Below are 20,999 nucleotides of genomic sequence, written 5' to 3'. Positions count from 1 at the left end.
TCTTAATGATGAATGTGTTAGCCAGTTGGATTTCTACGATATATGCGGTCTTAGCTGTGGCGCCGTTTATTACGTTTATCCTTTTGTGGTTTCTTGTTTTTATGTTTCTTAGAGATAAGAAGATGACAACGAGACTAACCATGGACGTGACGACGTTATTTCTGCTAGGCTCCGTTTCATTGATGTGGAATCAATTATTTCATACGAATTTTGGTTTCTGGCTAATTGCGCTCGTGCTGCTTATCGCTTTTGGGATCATTGGTGGTTATCAGACGCATTTGAAAGGAAAAACCGAATTATTAAAGGTCAGCAGGGTAGTTTGGAGACTTAGTTTTCTGGGTCTATCAGCACTTTACATCCTGTTATTTTTTCTGCATATCGGGAAAAACTATATATTTTCGACCTAGTCAAGACGATTTTGTGGAAAAAATGTGAATAAATCAATTGTTAGCGTATGTTTGTAATATTTATTTAAGAATTGTAGAAAATAACAATGAAATCCGTCTAGATTTTATTGACCGATGGTTGTATAATTAGAATCCGTAAAGGACCTTTTTTCTTCATATTATTTTAATAAAGGTGAATTAAAATTTTATCTTAGTTGAATGAGAATGAAATTAGTTCTGGACAAAGCATGGTTATATGTTATAATTCCTTGCGTAGAGTCTAGTAAATTTTTTTACCAGAGGTTGGAGTCAGATATACTAACATGTGTGAAGCGGTTTCATTTGTTATTGGGTTAAAGGTGTAAGGTTTATGTGAATAAAACTATCAAAACACCTAACCATAGATGTTTAGATACATATTTTAAAGGAGGAGTTTATATGAAAGCGACAAAATGGGTTTCTACAGCAGTAGCATTAACGCTTATGGGTAGTGTGGCAATTGGTTGTGCCAAAAAAGAAGAACCAACAGCATCACCAACTGGGGATACTAAAGGTACAACAGCTCCTGCGGCATCTAACAAACCGCAAGAAATTAAAATCAACTTTACTGCAGAGCCACCTGTTATGGATAGCTCCAAAGCAACTGCTAATGCTGCTTTCACATTCATTAGCGCATTTAATGAAGGTCTTTATCGTACTGACAAAGACGGCAAAGCGACTCCTGGACTTGCAAAAGATTTCCCTAAAATTTCTGCTGATGGTCTAACTTACACAATCGACATTCGCGACAATGCGAACTGGTCAGATGGTCAACCAGTAAAAGCACAAGACTTCGTTTATTCTTTCAAACGTACATTAGATCCAGCAACAAAAGGGCAATATAGTTTCGTAGTAGCTTGGATTAAAGGTGGAGAAGCTGTAACGAAAGCAAAAACACCTGAAGATGTTAAAAAAGCTCAAGATGCACTTGGCGTAAAAGCTATTAGCGACAAACAACTTGAAATTAAACTTGAGAAACCAGTTACCTTCTTTACACAAATGCTTGCGTTCGGAACTTTCTTGCCACAAAGAGAAGATTTCGTTACAAAAGCTGGCGACAAATATGGCGCAGAAGCAGATAAAGTCATTGGTGCAGGTCCCTTTATTTTAAGCAAATGGGATCATGGTCAAACATTGGAACTTGTTAAAAACGAAAAATATTGGGATGCTGCTAACGTTAAGCTTACGAAAGCAACTGTCAATATCGTAAAAGATACAAATACAGGACTTAACCTATACGAAACAGATGCAGCTGATTTGGCTGAAATCAACCGTGATCAACTTAAACTTTATGCAGGTAAACCGGATAACTTGCCTAAACCTGAGTTGACTAACTCTTACCTGATGTACCAAACGAAAAAAGTTCCTGCCTTGGCTAACAAGAAAATTCGTCAAGCTCTAGGTATGGCAATCGATCGTCAAGCTTACGTAGATACAGTTCTTGCTAACGGTTCCGTAGCATCCACAGGTTTAGTGCCTGGCGGTACTTCTGACGGTGCGGGCGGCGACTTCCGTAAATCTGCAGGCGATACTCAACCTAAGTTCGATGCTGCTAAAGCAAAACAATTGCTTGCTGAAGGTTTGAAAGAAGCTGGTTTAACAGCTCTTCCAAAAATGAAAGTGAACGCGGATGATACTGAAACTGCGAAAAAATCACTTGAGTTTATCCTTGCACAATGGAAGCAAAACTTAGGATACGAAGCAGAAGCGAACCCAGTTCCGCATGCATTGCGTATCGAGTTGTCCTCCAAACATGACTTTGATATCGTTCTTTCCCTATGGGGAGCAGATTACAACGATCCAATGACATTCTTGGATATGTGGGTAACTGGCGGAGAGTTTGATGAAGGCGACTACAGCAACCCGCAATATGATACACTAGTTAAGCAAGCTCAAACAGAAATTGATCCTTCCAAACGTGCGAAAGCAATGATTGAAGCTGAGAAAATCTTGATGGATGATCAAGGTGTAGCACCACTGTACTTCCGTACTCGTGCTTACTTGAAAAAGCCTTCAGTTAATGGTTTGATTCTTCCATCATTTGGTCAAGAATGGGAATTGAAATGGACATCTATTAAGTAGTCCAAACAGCATATCATTTTATGAAGAAGGGGCCGTTCGCACCTCGTGGGAGCGGCCCCTTCTAAATTTCTAAGCAGTTAATTTTAATAAAGGAGGAGCATTATGGTTAAGTTCATTCTTCGCCGTTTCTTATATGCGCTTATTACGTTATGGCTAATTGCATCATTTACATTCGTATTGATGAAAAACTTACCAGGTAATCCACTGGGAGAAGGCGCTGAAAAGATTCCTAAAGCGACGAAAGAGATGCTAATGAAGCAATACGGTTTAGATAAGCCGCTATGGGAACAATACTTGACATTCATGAACAACATCATCCATGGCGATCTAGGAGCTTCCTTTCAATTCCCTGCTCACAAAGTTACTGATATTATCAAACAAGCATTTCCTTCTTCACTAGAACTCGGGTTGATCTCTATCGCTATTGCTATTATTGCAGGTCTTACTTTAGGGATTATTGCTTCCTTAAAGCATAATAAAGCAGGCGATTACACGGCAATGTTTATCGCGATTCTGGGTGTATCTATCCCATCCTTTGTTCTTGGTCCATTGCTTTCTTATTATATCGGTGTAAAATGGGGTATTCTTCCTGCAGGTTTATGGAAAGGTCCAAGTTATCGAGTTTTACCAGCGCTTGCGCTTTCTTTCGGAACGATTGCCATTTTGGCACGTTTAATGCGTACATCTATGTTGGACGTACTCAACCAGGATTATATTAAGACTGCCAAATCCAAAGGTTTAACCAATTTTACTGTTGTTGTTAAGCACACGATTAGAAATGCTATCCTACCAGTTATCACGATTATTGGTCCAATATTTGTAAACGTAATCACGGGTACGCTAGTAGTTGAACAAATTTTCTCCGTGCCAGGCTTGGGTAAACACTTTGTATCATCCGTTTATTCCAACGATTACACCATGATTTCTGGATTGACGATTTTTTACTCAAGTATTCTTATCTTAGTAATCTTTATCACAGACGTAGTGTATGGCTTTGTAGACCCTAGAATTCGTCTTGGGAAAGGCGGGAAATAAATCATGCAAACACCAAATAATGCAACTGAGAATAACTACAAGTTTGCTCCCGTTTCAAATAAATCTTTAACTGGCGAAAAAATTGTTAGACCTTCGCTCAATTATTGGCAGGACGCATGGAGACGACTTAAGAAAAATAGACTGGCTATGGCTGGCTTAATTATATTGGTTGCCTTGATCGTATTAGCGATTATTGTACCTTTTGTTTCAAGCTACGATTATCAGACGCAAAACTTAAAAGTAAAAAATGTGGCTCCAAGCGGTGAACACTGGTTCGGTACAGACGACTTCGGCCGCGATCTTTGGACCCGTGTATGGTGGGGAACACGTATCTCCTTATTTATCGGGATTATTGCAGCTTTAATTGATTTGGTTATCGGTGTTCTTTATGGTGGTATTTCTGCGTACTATGGCGGGAAAGTTGATGAAGTCATGCAGCGTACGATTGAAATCGTCTATGCGATTCCTTTCTTGTTGATCGCGATTCTACTCATTATGGTTATCGGTTCCGGTATTTCATCTATTATTTTGGCTATGGCCATAACGGGTTGGGTTCCAATGGCACGTTTGGTGCGCGGTCAAATGCTCACGTTGAAAGAGCAAGAGTTCGTGCTTGCATCCCGTACACTTGGTGCATCTCCAATGAGAATTATTATGCGCAGCTTGATTCCTAATGCGTTAGGTATCATCATCGTGCAAATTACCTTTGTTGTTCCAGCCGCTATCTTTACTGAAGCGTTCCTTAGCTTCATTGGTCTTGGTGTTAAACCGCCGCTTGCATCGCTGGGTAACTTGCTATCTGACGGCGCCAACTATATCCGTTTATATCCGCATCGCCTGATTTTCCCGACTATTGTTTTCAGCTTGATTCTATTAAGCTTCAATTTACTCGGCGACGGGCTTCGTGATGCGCTTGATCCAAAAATGCGCAAGTAAGAAGGGGTGAATAATGATGAGCACCAATAACAATTTACTTGAAGTAAAAGATTTGAGAGTTTCTTTCCGGACGTATGCTGGGGAAGTTCAAGCTGTTCGCGGCGTATCTTTTTCTTTGAAAAAAGGTGAAGTGTTGGCGATTGTAGGTGAATCCGGCTGCGGTAAGTCCGTTACGGCACAAACGCTCATGCGTTTAATTCCTACTCCGCCTAGCTATATAAAAAGCGGTTCTATCATGTTTGACGGGAAATTGGATATTACCAAGCTTTCCAACAAACAAATGGAGAAAATTCGCGGATCCGAAATGGGTATGATTTTCCAGGATCCGATGACTTCTTTGAATCCGACGATGAAAGTCGGCGATCAAATCACAGAAGGTTTGATCAAACATGAAGGTTTGAGCAAAAAGGCTGCAACTGAGAGAGCTATTGAAATTCTCAAGCTTGTAGGCATTAACTCCCCTGAGGGCCGAATTCATCAGTATCCACATGAGCTCTCCGGTGGTATGCGTCAACGTGTAATGATTGCTATTGCACTTGCTTGTTCACCTAAACTGCTTATCGCGGATGAGCCAACAACGGCTCTTGATGTGACAATTCAAGCGCAAATCATTGATTTGATGAAGACGATCTCGGTTAAAACGGACTCATCGATTATCTTAATTACGCATGACCTTGGTGTCGTAGCAGATATGGCTCAACGTGTTGTTGTTATGTACGCAGGGAAAATTATTGAGCAAGGCACAGTAGATGAAATTTTCTACGAGCCGCAGCATCCTTATACATGGGGCTTGCTTCGTTCGGTGCCTCGTTTGGATACGAATAGTAATGAAGAGCTAGTACCTATTCCAGGTACGCCGCCAGATCTATTTGCACCTCCAAAAGGGTGTGCCTTTGCAGCAAGATGTCCTTATGCGATGAATCATTGTTTGGAAGAAGATCCAGAGCATACTTCGCTTTCTGAAACACACAGTGCCGCTTGCTGGCTGTTGCACCCAGATGCACCGAAGGTTGAACGTCCTGTAGGAGTGGGAGGTCATCAACATGTCTAAGTCTAATCAGCCTATCTTACAAATTCGTAATATGAAGAAGCATTTTAACCTTGGCAACGGTAAAATTTTGAAAGCTGTTGACAATTTCTCCATAGAAATTAACCGCGGTGAAACATTTGGTCTCGTAGGGGAATCCGGATGTGGGAAATCGACAGCGGGTAGAACGATTATCAAGCTTTATGATGCAACGGAAGGCGAAGTTATTTTTGACGGTGAAGATGTTCATAAGTTGAAGGGGAAGAAGCTGAAAGACTTTAATCGGAATATGCAAATGGTATTCCAAGATCCTTACGCTTCGTTGAACCCTCGTATGACGGTTGGAAATATCATTGCTGAAGGTATTGATATTCATGGTTTGTACAAAGGTGCTAAACGTAAAGAGCGCGTCATGGAATTGCTTCGCGCTGTTGGTTTGAACGACGAGCATGCCAACCGTTTCCCGCATGAGTTTTCGGGTGGTCAGCGTCAACGTATCGGGATTGCCCGTGCGCTTGCGATTGAGCCTAAATTTATTATTGCGGATGAGCCGATCTCTGCATTGGACGTTTCTGTACAGGCACAGGTTGTAAACCTGTTCAAGAGATTACAGAAGGAAATGGGCTTGACTTACTTATTTATCGCGCATGATTTGGCGATGGTTAAGCATATTTCCGATCGTATCGGCGTTATGTACCTTGGGAACCTTGTAGAGGTGACGACTTCTGATGCACTTTACGCGAAGCCGCTTCATCCTTATACACAATCACTGCTTTCTGCGATTCCGATCCCAGATCCGGAAATTGAGCGTACACGTGAGCGCATCATTCTACAAGGTGATGTACCAAGTCCGCTTAATCCCCCTAGTGGATGTCCGTTCCGTACGCGCTGCCCGCAAGCAATGCCGCAGTGTGCGGAATCGATGCCGCCATCCAAAGAAGTGGAACCAAATCACTACGTAGCTTGTCATTTGTATTAAAATTATCCAGCCGTCCCCGCAGGGGGCGGCTTTTTAATGTTCAATTGTAATTATTAAAAATACAGTTTTGACGATTGCTGACCTTACGTGTACAATCAAAGTATAGTTGTTTTATTTGGTATGAAGAGGAGACACTAGTCGCGTATGCAAATGGAAACTTTTCATTGGAAGAAAAATCAGAAGTTAGCGGAAGATTACATAGCTCAAACGGATAAAGCTAAAGCTTTATTTCCTTACCATTTTGGAAACATGGAAGACTGGCAGTCCCGAGCGCAATGGTTAGACGAACCAAAAACTTCGCCTCAAGTTGATCGAGGGCGCTTGGTGCAAGTTTTACAGAATTATAATGAGCGAATAGGGAATGCACAAGCTGCATTTGACCAAATCTCAGCATTGGCTGATAAGCGTACACTTGCCATTGTTGGTGGACAACAGGCCGGATTGTTCGGCGGTTCGCTGCTTGTTTTGTACAAAGCCATTACCATTGTTCAATTGGCTCGTGAATGGAGTGGGAAATTACAACGCCCGGTTGTTCCGATCTTTTGGATCGCTGGTGAGGATCATGATTTCGATGAAGTTAACCATGCTTATACGTTAACGAATGCTCAACAAATTGAAAAAATCAAGGTTGATCATCCGACAGGGCGACGTACATCTGTAAGTAGGCTGCCTATTGAACCTGATGCATGGAAAGAGGCCTTGACGGCGTTAGATCAATCACTGATGGATACAGAGTTTAAAGCTTCGCTAATGGCTAAGCTAGAGGGAACAACAGAGGATGGGGCAACATTATCTGATGCTTTTGCTCGTTGGATGGCCATCCTATTTGGGGAATATGGGCTTGTCCTTATAGATTCTGATGAACCTTCCCTTCGAGCTTTGGAATCGTCTATGTTTGAGAAGCTGATCCTGCAGAATGAAGCGTTCTCGGGGTCTTTACTGAAGAGTCAGGATGCTGCTCAGCAGGCAGGATATGAGAGTCAAGCGGAAATAAGCAAAGACGGAGCTAATTTGTTTGTTTTTGCAGATGGACAGCGGCTTCTGCTGCATCGTGAAGGTGAACATTTTACAGATAAGAAGAAGGACCATAGTTTTACTAGTCAGCAGCTTCAAGATTTAGCATTAACATCGCCTGAGAATTTGAGTAATAACGTGATGTCGCGGCCTCTCATGCAAGAATTTTTATTCCCTGTTCTCGCTACTGTTTTAGGGCCAGGGGAGATTGCGTATTGGTCGCTTACGAAGCATGCTTTTGAACAATTTGGCATGAAAATGCCGATCATTGCACCGCGTATGGAGTTTACTTTGATTGAGGGTACAGTTCAGAAGCAAATGAACAAATATGGTTTTACATTTGAGGACGTTCTTGAGCGCTTTGAGCACAAGAAGCAAGAATGGCTGGATGCGCAAGATACATTGCGTTTGAATGAGCGCTTCGAAGCTGTGAAATCCGATTTTAATGTGAACTACGCACCGCTTGTGGAATCCCTTGCCGCGATCAACCCCGGGGTAAAAAAGCTGGGAGAAACGAACATGGCGAAAATCCTCGAGCAAATCGAATTTTTGCGCAATAAAGCAGGAGAAGCTTATAAGACGCGATTCGATGCGTCGTTGCGACAATTAGAGCGCATAAGACTAACGATATTGCCGTTCGCCAAGCCGCAAGAAAGAGTGTATAATGGGTGTGCTTATATGAATCGGTATGGGAATGAATGGCTCCGAGATTTAGTTGAGACGCCGATTCCTGTGGACGGTTTGCATCGTATTTATTATTTATAGGAGGAAGCGAAGATGACAACTGTAGAAAAAAGTATTGTTGCTGATATAACACTGGCACCTGAAGGCCACTTGAAAATTGATTGGGTTCAGGCTCACATGCCTGTTTTGAATCGTATTCGTGAGCAATTTGAGAAAGAGCAGCCTTTTAAAGGATTGAAAGTCGCTATTTCCTTGCATTTAGAAGCGAAAACAGCCTATTTAGCAAAAGTAGTAAAAGCCGGTGGAGCTGAAGTAGTAATTACGGGCAGCAATCCGCTATCTACCCAAGATGACGTTTGTGCAGCGCTTGTTGAGGACGGTATTACCGTTTTTGCGAAATACAATCCAAGTCCGGAAGAATACAAAGAGCTGCTGATTAAAGCGCTCGAAACGAAGCCTGACCTTATCATTGATGATGGTGGCGATTTGGTTTCCATTCTTCATTCCGAACGGAAAGATTTGGCTGTACAAGTTCGCGGCGGAGCAGAAGAAACAACAACAGGTATTCTTCGTCTGAAAGCGATGGAGAAAGAAGGCAAGCTTGAATTCCCGATGGTTGCAGTTAACGACGCCTTCTGTAAATACTTGTTCGACAATCGTTATGGAACGGGTCAATCCGTTTGGGATGGCATCAACCGTACAACCAACTTGGTTGTAGCTGGTAAAACGGTTGTTGTTGTCGGTTATGGCTGGTGTGGCAAAGGCGTGGCAATGCGTGCTAAAGGGTTGGGCGCGAATGTAATTGTAACAGAAATTGATGCAATTAAAGGTGTCGAAGCCTACATGGATGGCTTTGCTGTAATGCCAATGCTGGAAGCGGCGAAATTGGGCGATTTCTTCGTAACGGTTACGGGTAACCGTGATGTGATTCGTGGAGAGCACTACAAAGTAATGAAAGATGGCGCTATTCTCTCGAATGCAGGCCACTTTGACGTTGAAGTAAACAAACCAGAACTTGAAGCAATGTCTTCTTCCAAGCGTACCGTACGACGCAATATTGAAGAGTACCAACTAACAGACGGTCGCAAAGTATACATTCTTGCTGAAGGACGTTTAGTTAACCTGGCTGCAGGCGATGGTCATCCGGCCGAAATTATGGATATGACGTTTGCGCTGCAAGCTATGTCCCTTAAATATGTAAATGATGAGTACAAGAAATTAGGTAAAACTGTTGTTAATGTTCCTTATGTGCTGGATGAGCAAGTTGCACGATTCAAGTTGGAATCCCTTGGAACTAGTATTGACTCTTTGACAGAAGAGCAGAAGATGTACTTGGACAGCTGGGCGGAGCATTAAGATTGAAGAGCCTTTTAGAGCTTTGGCGAGCTTCAAGAGCCTTGGGGAGCCTTTCAGACCACTTTTAGAGTGGGCTGGAAGGTTTTTTCTTTTTTTAGGAATTATGATAGATGCCGATCTGTGGATAAGTGTTGCAAAATGAAAACGAAATGGAAGAGATACTTGTCGAGAGGTAGTCCCACGGGGACGTGAAAACAAATTAAGGATATCTTCTAAAACCTAAAAGGACCGTCAGGGTGATTCCCAGCAGCTCCGTCTACTAAGTAGCCAAATTGTTCATCCACCTGTGAACATATTCTCTTATATTTGTTCCCAAACTCAACTCGTACTGGCATCACCAGATTTTAGCGGAACAAGCTTTATTTTGCTCAAAACCACGCAATTCACATTTTCGCGGAACAAGGAGCCTCTATTTCCCGCTTTCGAGGTGTAAAAACCGGTAAAACGGCAAATTAGGGCCCCTACGTTCCGCGTACGGGTCCCGCATCGACATAATCATCGAAATAAAGGCTCCTCGTTCCCCGCGAACCTCAGATTTGCAGCCTAAATGTTCGAAATCACTCCACAGAGTTTCGCTTTCAAGCCGACCTATTATCCAGTGGATTTGACCACCTTTTTATATGTATTTGAACAAATTTTTTCTATTTCCTGCCCTTGCACCCAACTTTACACGACCCTCCAATAAAGGGGGGCGAAAAAGGAGCTAAAATGCGTGAGACGTGTTGCGAGGTAAGTTAAGTTATGTATTATCAACAATTATTTGTTGATGTGACTCGGCGATTTGCAACCTTTCTAAGTCAACCCCCGTTTATAGGGTGTATAACCTATATTTGGTAGCGAGGGGTTGGCAAGATGGGGGTCTTGAATAGCAAAGAAAACGATAAGTTCATGCAAAGCAGTATTGATGCTAAAAAAACTAAGAGGAAAAGCTTTGAGCTGAAGCTTTCTGTCCTGTTAGCATCATGTATGTTAGTAATTAGTCTACTTTCAGGCTGTAGTTCATCAAAAAGTGACTCGTCAGCGGCATTATCCAAAGACATGAACATGGCTGCGACGAGCGACGCAGTAAAGCCAGAATCTGCGCATGACGCTAAGTCCGCAGCTCCAGCTGCTGCAGCTGGAGGGAAAGCCGCAGAACTAGCGTCTATGGAAGTAAAAAATGCACCGATCACGGTCATGCCAGCAACGGGCAGCGATGAAGCAGCGGGATTTAATCGTAAGTTAATCTACCGAGCTAACTTAGTCATGCCTGTAGATGATTACAGCAAGGCTCAGACAGCCCTCCGGGACCTGGTAGCTCTTAGCGGGGCTTACATTCTGCAGTTTTCGGAAAATGCGAATACAGGGGAACGTGGCGGGACGTACACGATAAAAGTCGCAGCAAATGGATTTGTCTCCTTGCTAGATGGCTTGGAGAAGATGAGCCCGTCGCTCCAAAGGAACGTTCAAGGGCAGGACGTCACGGAGGAATATGTGGATCTTAATTCACGCCTCAAAGCCAAACAAATGGTAGAAACCAGACTACTGGGTTTTATGGAGAAGGCTTCAAAAACGGATGAGCTGCTTGCTTTCTCAAACGAGCTATCTAAAGTACAGGAAACGATTGAACAGATAAAGGGTCGGATCAGATATTTGGATCAAAATGTCTCGTACTCGACGATTGAGCTTCGTATGTACCAGCAAACGGGTAATAAGCCGCTGTTGTCTGATCCTAATAAGTTAACACTAGAGGAACGCATTCAAAAAGCATGGAATTCTAGCCTAAATGTACTAGTTGCTGTCATGCAAGGTATTCTCGTTTTCCTAGCTGCTGCATTTCCGGTTCTCGTCATTTGTCTGTTGATTGGCGTACCGATCTGGGTATTCAGACGCAAAAGAAATAAAGAACTGCAAGAGATGCGATTACAGCTCAAAGAACAAAATGCTTCTTTAAACGCACTTGAAGATGAGAAACAAGGAGCAAAAGACGCAGAATAGACCTAAAATTGAAAATAATTTTGAAAATCCTGCTCCCGTAGCAGGATTTCTTTTATTTTTAGCGAATATTGATTCAAATGTGGTGGAAAGTGGTACAAAGTGGAGGGAAAGGGGGCGCCATGCTATGTTCATGGGTGAATATCAACATAGCATCGACGAAAAAGGCCGAATGATCATCCCGGCCAAGTTTCGTGAAGCCCTCGGCGACTCATTTGTCATCACCCGCGGTCTGGATCAGTGCTTATTCGTTTATCCGCAATCGGAATGGGCGATACTCGAGCAGAAGCTCAAAGCACTGCCGCTAATGAAATCAGATGCGCGTGCCTTCACTCGCTTTTTCTTCTCCGGTGCGACGGAGTGTGACCTCGATAAACAAGGTAGAGCGAACATTCCAGGTAACCTCGTGGACCATGCCAAACTTGAGAAGGATTGTGTGGTTATCGGAGTTTCCAACCGAGTTGAGATTTGGAGCAAGCAAATTTGGGAAAGCTATGCCAATGAATCCGAACAGTCATTCAATGAAATAGCTGAGAAACTCGTCGATTTTAATTTTGATTTATAGAGGCTTACGAAGTCAGTTTTGCCAAGGCAAAACTCAGATTATGCTTACGATGCAAGTTTTCCATACGGAAAACTCAGCATATGCTTACGTAGAAAGTTTTGCTAAAGCAAAACTCATAGGAGGACACCAGGTGTTTCATCATGTGACGGTACTAAAGGAAGAATCTGTTGAAGGTTTACATATAAAGCCGGATGGCGTTTACGTGGATTGTACGATGGGAGGAGCAGGGCATAGTTCCCTGATTGCTTCTAAGTTAGGTTCAAACGGCTTGCTAATTGCTCTAGACCAGGATGATGTCGCTTTAGCTAATGCTCAAACCGTGTTAGCCCCTTACCTGGATCGCGTAAAAATAGTGAAAAGCAATTTCAGAGAGCTTGAGCAGGTACTCCAGAATGAGCCTAGAGCACTTCGAGATGGCAAACCGCAGGTAGATGGGATACTCTTCGATCTTGGCGTGTCATCTCCTCAACTGGATGATGGGGATCGAGGCTTCAGCTACAACCATGATGCAGAGCTCGACATGAGGATGGATCGTAGGGCGGAATTAACCGCCAAAACGATCGTCAATGAGTGGCCTGCTGACAAAATTGCGCGAATTTTGTTTGAATATGGCGAAGAGAAGTTTTCGAGGCGGATTGCAAGCGTCATTGTGGAAGCTCGGACCAAACAACCGATTGAAACAACTGGCGAGCTGGTAGAGCTGATCAAGGAAGGTATCCCTGCAGCAGCAAGAAGAACCGGCGGCCACCCAGCGAAGCGAAGTTTCCAAGCACTGCGTATCGCGGTGAACGATGAACTAGGAGCTTTTGAAGAAGCATTGGAGCAATCACTCCGTTGCCTAGCCCCACAAGGCAGAGTTGCTGTAATTACCTTCCACTCACTGGAAGATCGCATATGCAAACAATTTTTCGTGAAAAACGTTGAAAAATGTACCTGTCCTTCGGATCTTCCATTTTGCGTGTGCGAGAAGACCGGAATTGTCAAATTAGTAACACGAAAACCAATTTTACCAAGTGAACATGAGCTTGAAGTCAATCAAAGGGCAAGATCTGCGAAGCTGCGAATCGCTGAAAAGCTTTGACACAAAGGAGGAAATGAAATATGCCATCTTACATCCAAGGCAATTTGGCTCTTGATCCAAAACGTTCGGCCCCAGCACCTAAAGTGAAAATAAGAGAAACAACAAAGGTCGTTTATCGCAATAAAACGTTGCCGACGCAAGAGAAAATGCTCTATTTATTCACTGTAATCCTTTGTGTCATTGTGGCGGGCGTTATTATCTGGCGTTACGCGGCCATTTATCAGATGAATGCTAATATCTTGAAAATGCAAAGTGAAATTCGTGAGATGCAAGCTCAGAACAGTGCTTTGAAGCAAGAAGTAGAGAAGCTGCAAAGTCCTGAACGTATGAAGGGTGAGGCAGTGCGGCTTGGGTTTAATTTAGGAGATGAAAAGAAAGTAAGTTTAGTCACTCCAGAGAAAACAAAATCAAGTTCAAGCAATAGCAAAAATACTAAAGTAGCTTCTAAACCGTAATGGGCAGGTATTTCATATGACAAAAAAAATTAAGTTGCGATCTTTGCTAATTGGAGGGTTCTTCACCCTTCTTTTTGTTGTCCTCCTATCTAAAGTCTATTGGATTCAAGTGGTAGAAGCTTCGTGGTTGCTAGACAAAGCCGAGAAGAGATGGGAAACAGATAAGACGATAAATCCGGTAAGGGGATCAATCCTGGACCGAAACAATAAAGTGCTCGCCGTGGAAGCAACGTCGTATACCATTGCACTTAATCCTAAAATGATTGATAGCTATAAAATCGCTGAGGATATTACGCAAGGATTAGCGGAAATTTTGAAAGAATCGGATGTTACGAAGCCTACGCTTGTCAATAAAATCCGTGATCGCGCTACAAAAATGAAGCCGGATGGTACGGATTTTGCGGTCTATACGGAGATTAGAAATGAAGGTTGGAAGATTGAGAAAGAGAAGGCGGATCAAGTACGTGGATTAATTTCAACTCTTCAAACAAAACTCAAGTTAAACGCAAAAGCTAACGTAGGCATTACTATTTTAGAAGATAAGAAACGCTATTATCCAGGTGAAACATTAGCTTCTCACATTCTAGGGTATACGAATAAAGAAGGCGAAGCGGCTATAGGATTAGAGCTTAAACTAGACCAAACCCTTAAGGGGGTTCCTGGAATGTTGAGCTACGAGAAGGACGGAAAGGGCGTTGAACTTCCTGATTCCAAGATCAATTTCAAGCCAGCGCAAGACGGAAACAATGTGCGTCTCACTATTGATAAAAACATTCAGTATTATTTGGAGACCGCACTCTCAAAAGTAAATGACAAGTGGCACCCGAAGAGCCTGACGGCGATTGCTGTTGATCCGCAAACGATGGAAATTCTGGGAATGGCCAATACGCCTACTTTCAACCCTAATACCTATTGGACGATTAAAGATCAAAGTGATTTCAAAAATAATGCGATAGCTTCTCGTTATGAGCCTGGCTCTACGTTTAAGGTTGTTACTCTAGCAGCTGCTGTAGAAGAGGGTTTATTCAATCCGAATGAAATGTACCAGTCTGGCAGTATTAAGGTTGAAGATAGAGAGCTTCATGACCATAACCGAGTTGGGTGGGGGAAAATATCTTTCTTAGATGGTCTTAAGCGCTCTAGTAACGTGGCCTTCGTTAAATTGGGTTACGAGAAACTAACTCCGCCTAAGCTGAAAGACTACATTACGAAATTTGGGTTCGATCAAAAAACGAATATTGATATGCCGAATGAAGTTTCCGGTTTAATTGATATGAAATATCCATCTGAGTTTGCAACAGCAACGTATGGACAAGGAAAGGTCGTCGTTACAGCCATTCAACAAACAGCCGCATATGCAGCGATGGCCAACGGCGGCAAATTGATGTGGCCTCACATTGTAAAGGATATCGTCGATCCGAAAACAGGGAAAAGCATTCAATCTTTCGCGCCGCAAGTGGTTAGGCAAGTCGTAAGTGAAAAAACAGCTAAACAGGTCACCGAATATTTAGAACAAGTTGTATCTGACCAAGATATTGGTACAGGTAAGCTTGCCTTTATGGAGGACTACCGTGTCGCAGGAAAGACAGGAACAGCTAACTTAGTCCTTCCTGGAGAAAAGACGTATTCCACGGATACATGGGTGATTTCCTTTATTGGATACGCTCCTGCTGAAAATCCTCGTATCTTAGTTACTTTGATCGCCGATCAACCTGATTTAGGCGGTAACTATCACTTAGGAGGGCAGGTATTAGCTCCTGCATTTAAAGAAATTGTAGGTGAATCGCTGCAGTATATGGGCGTTGCTTCGAATAAGCAAACCAAAATGGTCGCGAAGGAAGCCAATAAGCTTACTGTGCCAAATTTTGCAGAAGTGACAGCAGAAAGCGCCAGGGCTACAGCGAAGGAGAGCGGTTTGTCACTTGAAGTCTTCGGTAAGGGAGCCAAGGTTGTGGATCAATTTCCGAAAGCAGGTACTGAAATCTTATCTACGCAACGAATATATGTTGCTATGCAAACTGTTGATGAAATGCCGCTTCCTAACTTGGTCGGTAGATCACTTCGAGATGCTGTTGAAGCCTGCTCCTTTTTTAAAGTAGACTGTCAAACCTCTGGTGAAGGATATGTCTCAGATCAATCCACTACGGGGGAAGGTGAGGGCAGAAGTGTGACTTTGCAGCTCAAACCATTAAGCGATAAATCAGCAGCTGCAAGTTCAGCAACGCCTACACCTACGTCAACACCAGCGTCGAATACGAAAATAGAAGCGCAGCGATCTACAGCTAAAAAGACACCTTAATGGAGAGCTTGTTCTAACCCCTGTTTGTCCCGAATAGTCATGTTAGGAATGATCTTGACTTATTTGGGAAGGGAGACTGAACGTTCATGCGTGTTTCTAACGTTACCGTTCGTCGCAGATTGTTTACTGCGCTCATCATTTCTACTATCATCTTTACAGCACTTATTCTCCGTCTAGCTTATGTCCAGCTATGGATTGGACAAGACTTGGCGAATAAAGCAGAGGATAGTTGGCGGAGAAAAATAGAGTTTGCTCCCAAGCGAGGCGAGATTCAAGATCGCAATGGGCTAACGATGACTTACAGTATGAGCACACCTACGATTGTGGCTATTCCTGTTCAAATTCAAGACGCCCGAAGTACGGCGGCCAAACTTGCTGAAGTGCTGCAAGGGAACGAAGATGACATTTATAAACAGATTACAAAGAAAACATCCCAAAATGACATCAAGCCTTCTGGACGCAAAATAACGATTGAAAAAGCGCAAGAAGTACGAAATCTGAATCTTCCAGGTATTGTGGTAGCTGAAGATAACAAAAGATATTACCCTTTTGGACCGTTAGCGGCCCATATCCTTGGCTTCGCTGGATTAGATAAAGGGCTGACAGGCATTGAGGCAAAATATAACAGTCAATTGACTGGTATACCAGGAAGCATATCCTATATGACGGATGCAGCAGGAAGAACGCTGGAAGGGACAACGGATACCTATACGAAGCCCAAAGATGGCCTCAATATGAAGTTGACGATTGACAGTCATCTGCAGTCTGTATTGGAAAGAGAATTGGACCAGGCGATGGTTCAATATAAGGCACAAAATGTGATTGCCATCATGATGGATCCCAACAATGGAGAAATCCTCGCCATGGGGAGCAGGCCTACTTATGAACCAGGCAATTACAAGGATTTTCCGGCTGAAACCTATAACCGGAACTTACCGATTTGGAAAACATATGAGCCAGGTTCTACTTTTAAAATTATTACGCTAGCTGCAGCACTTGAGGAAAAAAAGGTTGATCTAAAAAACGAACAATTTTATGATCCTGGTTTTATTGAGGTTGGAGGAGCTAGACTTCGCTGTTGGAAACGCGGCGGTCATGGCAGTGAAACGATGCTGCAAGTCGTCCAAAACTCCTGTAACCCCGGATTCGTCGTTATGGGACAACGTTTAGGCAAGGAAAAGCTGTTTGATTACATTTCAAAGTTTGGCTTTGGGAAGAAGACAGGAATTGACCTCGGCGGTGAAGAAAACGGCATTATGTTCAAACCGTCTCAGGTGGGTCCAGTTGAGCTTGCGACGACAGCATTCGGTCAAGGGGTATCCGTCACACCGATTCAGCAAATTACGGCTGTCTCTGCGGCAATTAACGGAGGAAAACTTTTCAAACCGTACGTGGCAAAGTCATTTACGAATCCGGATACGGGTGAGATTGTTGATGTAGTAGAGCCTGAGCTTGTACGTAATGTGATCTCGGAGGAGACTTCGAAGCAGGTGCGCGAAGCGCTTGAAAGCGTAGTTGCCAAAGGCACAGGACGCAATGCGTTTATTGACGGCTATCGCGTAGGTGGGAAGACGGGGACAGCGCAAAAAGTTGTTAACGGACGTTATTCGCCGGATGAGCATATTGTGTCTTTCATTGGCTTCGCACCGGCCGATAATCCGAAGATTGTCATCTATGCAGCTGTTGATGATCCTCAAGGGATTCAATTTGGAGGTCTGATTGCAGCGCCGCTTGTGAAGAATATGATGGCTGATGCATTGCGATATATGAAAGTCGAACCGGATAAAAACCAGCTTGATAAAGACTATCGTTATGGTGAAATACCGGTTGTTGAGGTGCCGGACTTGGTTGGAGCCTCCGTTGATGATATATTAGAAGATCTGAACATGAATTTCCGGCTGGCTAAGTCCGGCAATGGCAAATATGTCATTAGTCAAGCGCCGAAGGCAGGTTCACGAGTCGACCAAGGGTCAACCATACGCATTTTTCTCTCGAATAATGCGCCACCGCAGTAATGTGGTTGGTTCGCTCGAAAAAAGATTTGCAAGTAAGACATGTTTGGCTTTTCCACTGGCATAAAATTGTCAATAATAGGTAGCAATAACGTTAAGGAGAGGGTTGCTCATGAAACTTCAGGAGCTTGCTTCCGCACTGCTCATTACCCACATACATGGAGATGCTGAAACAGAGATTACTGGGATTGAAGCAGACTCTCGTAAAATCAAAACAGGGGATTTGTTTCTATGCATCCCTGGACTGACAGCAGATGGTCACGATTATGCCCCAAAAGCGATTGCGCTTGGGGCTTCTGCGCTTGTAACGGAAAGAGTGCTTGACTTGCCAATTCCTCAGCTTGTTGTGAAAGATGCGAGATATGCAATGGCGGCTTTATCAGCCCATTTCTATGGCTATCCTAGCAAGGAATTGAAATTAATTGGTATTACAGGTACGAATGGCAAAACGACATCGACCTATTTGATCGAGAAAATATTGCGGGATCAAGGCTTTACGACGGGTCTTATGGGAACGATTCAAATGAAAATCGGCGATACCTATACGGAAATGGAGCGCACAACCCAAGAAGCCGTCGATTTACAGCGCAGCTTCCGCCAGATGTGTGAGCAAAAGACGGATTACTGCATTATGGAAGTGTCCAGTCATGCCTTGGAATTAGGTCGAGTGAAGGGCGTTCATTTCCGTTCGGGTATTTTCACGAATTTAACACAAGATCATTTGGATTATCACAAAACGATGGATGCTTACGCTGCGGCAAAAGGACTGCTCTTCTCTAGATTGGGAAATGGTTTCTCAGCCGATCTCAAGGAGCGTCAATACGCTATTCTCAATGCGGATGACGATGCATCACATACGTTCAGCAAGCTGACAGCTGCGCAAATTATTACATATGGTATAGAGAACGAGTGTGATGTAAGGGCGACAAATATTCGAATTACAGCCCAAGGCACGGAATTTCAGCTTATTTCCTTTGCGGGAGAGGCTTTTTTCAGAATGAAGCTGGTGGGTAAATTTAACGTGTACAATGCTCTTGGGTCCATTGCTGCGGCACTGGCGGAAGGGATTCCCCTTGAAGCGATCCGGAATAGTTTAGAAGATATTACGGTTGTAGATGGGCGTATGGAGGTTGTGAATGAGGGACAGGATTACTTAGTCTTGGTTGACTATGCTCATACCCCAGATGGTCTAGAGAATGCCTTATCTACGGTACGTGACTTTGCAGAAGGTAAGGTGATCACTGTGTTTGGCTGCGGGGGTGACCGTGATCGAACGAAACGTCCTCTAATGGGCAAGGTTACGGCTAAGTATAGTGATTATTTGTATGTGACTTCCGATAATCCGCGTACGGAAAATCCAGATGCCATTCTTGATGATATTGTTCCTGGTCTAAAAGAGGTGAATTACCCGAAGGAACAGTATGAATTAATCGTGGATCGCAAAAAAGCAATACAAAAGGCTATTGAAGGGGCAGGCCCTAAGGATGTAATATTGATAGCGGGAAAAGGCCACGAAACGTATCAGGATGTCATGGGGGTCAAGCATGATTTCGATGATCGCTTGGTGGCTAAGGCTGCGATAAGGGGGAGAGGACGTTGATAGAGCGCACGTTGGAACAAATGACAGACATGCTAGGCGTTGAATGTGTGAAGGTGTTCTCGAAGTCAGCTGCAAGGGACATTTTAATAAAAGGTATATCTACCGACACGCGAACTATACGACCTGGAAGTCTGTTTGTGCCGCTGATCGGGGACCATTTCGATGGTCACGCTTATGCCTCAGAGGCTTACAGCAAAGGGGCTGCGGCTGCCTTATGGCAAGATGACCACCCTCACCCCCCCGAAGGCATGCCCATCATTCGCGTCAAGGATACGTTAACCGCCTTGCAGCAGTTGGCTAAGTCTTATCGCGAGCAGCTGCCGGTTCGCATTATTGGCATTACTGGGAGCAATGGCAAAACGACGACGAAAGATTTAGTTGCTGCCGTATTGGGCAGCACATTTCAAGTGCACAAGACAAAGGGAAACCTGAATAATCATATTGGTTTACCGCTCACGCTGCTCGAGCTTGATAAGACCACGCAATTTGCCGTGGTCGAGATGGGGATGAGTGGACGAGGCGAGATTGAGCTGCTATCGAATCTGGCCGAGCCGGAAGCGTCGATCATTACGATGATCGGCGAATCGCACATGCTGCAGCTAGGCTCGCGGGAAGAAATCGCTCGGGCCAAGGCCGAGATCGTTAGCGGAATGTCCAGCGGCGGATTGTTCGTCTACAATGGCGACGAACCACTGATTGAACAGGCCCTCGCGGAGTCGCCGGATAGCCTGCCAGAAGGGCTGAGCCGCATTCGCTTTGGCAGCGGCGCGGGCAATGATCTGTTCCCGACCGACATCCGGATGGATGCGGACGGGGCGCACTTCCAGATCAATTCACCGGGTTACCCGGAATTGTTCATTCCCTTGCTCGGTACGCATAATGTGATTAATGCGTTAGCGGCCATTGCCGTCGGCGAGGCCTTCGGCGTCTCGCCTGAGGGAATTGCAGCGGGGCTTCGCTCGCTGCAGATGACAAGCATGCGCATCGAGAAGCTGACAGCAGCCTCAGGGCTGACTGTGCTTAACGATGCGTATAACGCCAGCCCGGCATCCATGCGGGCTGCGATCGATTTGACCGAGCAGCTGCGCGGCTTCGGTCGCAAGTTCCTCGTGCTCGGCGACATGCTGGAGCTTGGCGAGCACGAAGAGGAGTTCCATCGCAGCATTGGTGCGATGTTGTCTCCTGAACGTGTAGACTACGTCTTCACGTTCGGCCGTCTCGGCCGCTGCATCGCGGATGAAGCGGTTAAGCGGTTCCCGAAGGCGAGCGTGCGCGCCTTCGATGACAAAGAGCAGCTCGCGGCAGAGCTCGCAGCGGAGGTCCGAGCCGACGACCTTGTGCTCGTTAAAGGCTCGCGAGGCATGCGTCTCGAACATGTTGTTAATGCCTTACTCGCCTAGATGGCGTTTGTAATTAAATTTTAGGATGAAACAGTAGATCGTTTTCGAAAGACGAAAACGAGCAGGGGGAACCAA

Annotated in this window: 15 protein-coding genes and 1 pseudogene; all 16 read left to right on the top strand. The window is 44.2% G+C overall.

The features are described from left to right. The first annotated feature begins 5 nt into the window (after window positions 1-5). The 16 genes and pseudogenes from G519_RS0121930 (at window position 6) to G519_RS0121855 (ending at window position 20,924) form a co-directional block, all read left to right on the top strand. Entirely contained in the window at window positions 6-407 is a 402-nt protein-coding gene (locus G519_RS0121930; RefSeq protein ID WP_051253571.1) for a DUF3397 domain-containing protein, read from the top strand. A gap of 417 nt (window positions 408-824) precedes the next feature. Next, complete coding sequence (locus G519_RS0121925; RefSeq protein WP_029196532.1) at window positions 825-2,507, top strand: peptide ABC transporter substrate-binding protein; 1,683 nt, start codon at window positions 825-827, stop codon at window positions 2,505-2,507. A gap of 102 nt (window positions 2,508-2,609) precedes the next feature. Next, window positions 2,610-3,542 carry an ABC transporter permease gene (locus G519_RS0121920; protein ID WP_029196531.1) on the top strand — a complete coding sequence of 311 codons (933 nt, stop codon included), beginning with the start codon at window positions 2,610-2,612 and terminating at the stop codon, window positions 3,540-3,542. Window positions 3,543-3,545: 3 nt separating this feature from the next. After that, window positions 3,546-4,478 (top strand): ABC transporter permease, encoded by a 933-nt coding sequence (locus tag G519_RS0121915; RefSeq protein WP_029196530.1) that lies wholly within the window; start codon window positions 3,546-3,548, stop codon window positions 4,476-4,478. Between the two features lie 13 nt (window positions 4,479-4,491). Next, on the top strand, window positions 4,492-5,529 hold the full coding sequence (locus G519_RS0121910; RefSeq protein ID WP_029196529.1) for an ABC transporter ATP-binding protein: 1,038 nt from the start codon (window positions 4,492-4,494) through the stop codon (window positions 5,527-5,529). Then, window positions 5,522-6,484, top strand: a complete 963-nt coding sequence (locus G519_RS0121905) for an ABC transporter ATP-binding protein (RefSeq protein ID WP_029196528.1) — start codon at window positions 5,522-5,524, stop codon at window positions 6,482-6,484. Before G519_RS0121910 ends, G519_RS0121905 begins: the two co-directional genes overlap by 8 nt. Before the next feature lie 144 nt (window positions 6,485-6,628). Continuing rightward, a complete protein-coding gene (bshC, locus tag G519_RS0121900; protein ID WP_029196527.1) occupies window positions 6,629-8,263 on the top strand; it encodes a bacillithiol biosynthesis cysteine-adding enzyme BshC in 1,635 nt (544 codons plus the stop codon). A gap of 12 nt (window positions 8,264-8,275) precedes the next feature. Next, window positions 8,276-9,538: an adenosylhomocysteinase gene (locus G519_RS0121895; protein ID WP_029196526.1), complete on the top strand. Its 1,263-nt coding sequence runs from the start codon at window positions 8,276-8,278 to the stop codon at window positions 9,536-9,538. An 852-nt stretch (window positions 9,539-10,390) separates the two neighbouring features. Continuing rightward, window positions 10,391-11,338, top strand: a pseudogene (locus G519_RS43960) (DUF4349 domain-containing protein); the annotation flags it as partial. A 301-nt stretch (window positions 11,339-11,639) separates the two neighbouring features. Beyond that, the gene (mraZ, locus tag G519_RS0121885) at window positions 11,640-12,077 is read left to right on the top strand and encodes a division/cell wall cluster transcriptional repressor MraZ (RefSeq protein WP_029196525.1); all 438 of its coding nucleotides are present in this window, start codon (window positions 11,640-11,642) and stop codon (window positions 12,075-12,077) included. A 130-nt stretch (window positions 12,078-12,207) separates the two neighbouring features. After that, window positions 12,208-13,158: a 16S rRNA (cytosine(1402)-N(4))-methyltransferase RsmH gene (gene rsmH / locus G519_RS0121880; protein ID WP_029196524.1), complete on the top strand. Its 951-nt coding sequence runs from the start codon at window positions 12,208-12,210 to the stop codon at window positions 13,156-13,158. Window positions 13,159-13,178: 20 nt separating this feature from the next. After that, complete coding sequence (gene ftsL2, locus G519_RS0121875) at window positions 13,179-13,613, top strand: cell division protein FtsL (protein WP_029196523.1); 435 nt, start codon at window positions 13,179-13,181, stop codon at window positions 13,611-13,613. Window positions 13,614-13,629: 16 nt separating this feature from the next. After that, the gene (locus tag G519_RS43955; protein WP_064743502.1) at window positions 13,630-15,912 is read left to right on the top strand and encodes a penicillin-binding transpeptidase domain-containing protein; all 2,283 of its coding nucleotides are present in this window, start codon (window positions 13,630-13,632) and stop codon (window positions 15,910-15,912) included. 86 nt (window positions 15,913-15,998) lie between these two features. Then, window positions 15,999-17,927, top strand: a complete 1,929-nt coding sequence (locus G519_RS0121865; RefSeq protein WP_029196522.1) for a stage V sporulation protein D — start codon at window positions 15,999-16,001, stop codon at window positions 17,925-17,927. Window positions 17,928-18,036: 109 nt separating this feature from the next. Further along, on the top strand, window positions 18,037-19,524 hold the full coding sequence (locus G519_RS0121860) for a UDP-N-acetylmuramoyl-L-alanyl-D-glutamate--2,6-diaminopimelate ligase (protein ID WP_029196521.1): 1,488 nt from the start codon (window positions 18,037-18,039) through the stop codon (window positions 19,522-19,524). Next, entirely contained in the window at window positions 19,521-20,924 is a 1,404-nt protein-coding gene (locus tag G519_RS0121855) for a UDP-N-acetylmuramoyl-tripeptide--D-alanyl-D-alanine ligase (protein ID WP_029196520.1), read from the top strand. The genes G519_RS0121860 and G519_RS0121855 overlap by 4 nt, the downstream gene beginning before the upstream one ends. Window positions 20,925-20,999 lie beyond the last annotated feature (75 nt).

Source organism: Paenibacillus alginolyticus DSM 5050 = NBRC 15375, from assembly GCF_000422905.1.
Taxonomy (GTDB): domain Bacteria; phylum Bacillota; class Bacilli; order Paenibacillales; family NBRC-103111; genus Paenibacillus_E; species Paenibacillus_E alginolyticus.
Note: the sequence above shows the minus strand (reverse complement) of the source record. Positions and strands in the feature narration are given on the sequence as shown.

Excerpts from the sequence above, each read along its gene's own strand:
- G519_RS0121860 (WP_029196521.1), top strand. The coding sequence starts at position 18,037 with ATGAAACTTCAGGAGCTTGCTTCCGCACTGCTCATTACCCACATACAT.
- G519_RS0121895 (WP_029196526.1), top strand. The coding sequence starts at position 8,276 with ATGACAACTGTAGAAAAAAGTATTGTTGCTGATATAACACTGGCACCT.
- G519_RS0121925 (WP_029196532.1), top strand. The coding sequence starts at position 825 with ATGAAAGCGACAAAATGGGTTTCTACAGCAGTAGCATTAACGCTTATG.
- G519_RS43955 (WP_064743502.1), top strand. The coding sequence starts at position 13,630 with ATGACAAAAAAAATTAAGTTGCGATCTTTGCTAATTGGAGGGTTCTTC.
- ftsL2 (WP_029196523.1), top strand. The coding sequence starts at position 13,179 with ATGCCATCTTACATCCAAGGCAATTTGGCTCTTGATCCAAAACGTTCG.
- G519_RS0121920 (WP_029196531.1), top strand. The coding sequence starts at position 2,610 with ATGGTTAAGTTCATTCTTCGCCGTTTCTTATATGCGCTTATTACGTTA.
- bshC (WP_029196527.1), top strand. The coding sequence starts at position 6,629 with ATGCAAATGGAAACTTTTCATTGGAAGAAAAATCAGAAGTTAGCGGAA.
- G519_RS0121905 (WP_029196528.1), top strand. The coding sequence starts at position 5,522 with ATGTCTAAGTCTAATCAGCCTATCTTACAAATTCGTAATATGAAGAAG.
- mraZ (WP_029196525.1), top strand. The coding sequence starts at position 11,640 with ATGTTCATGGGTGAATATCAACATAGCATCGACGAAAAAGGCCGAATG.
- G519_RS0121930 (WP_051253571.1), top strand. The coding sequence starts at position 6 with ATGATGAATGTGTTAGCCAGTTGGATTTCTACGATATATGCGGTCTTA.
- G519_RS0121910 (WP_029196529.1), top strand. The coding sequence starts at position 4,492 with ATGATGAGCACCAATAACAATTTACTTGAAGTAAAAGATTTGAGAGTT.
- G519_RS0121865 (WP_029196522.1), top strand. The coding sequence starts at position 15,999 with ATGCGTGTTTCTAACGTTACCGTTCGTCGCAGATTGTTTACTGCGCTC.
- G519_RS0121915 (WP_029196530.1), top strand. The coding sequence starts at position 3,546 with ATGCAAACACCAAATAATGCAACTGAGAATAACTACAAGTTTGCTCCC.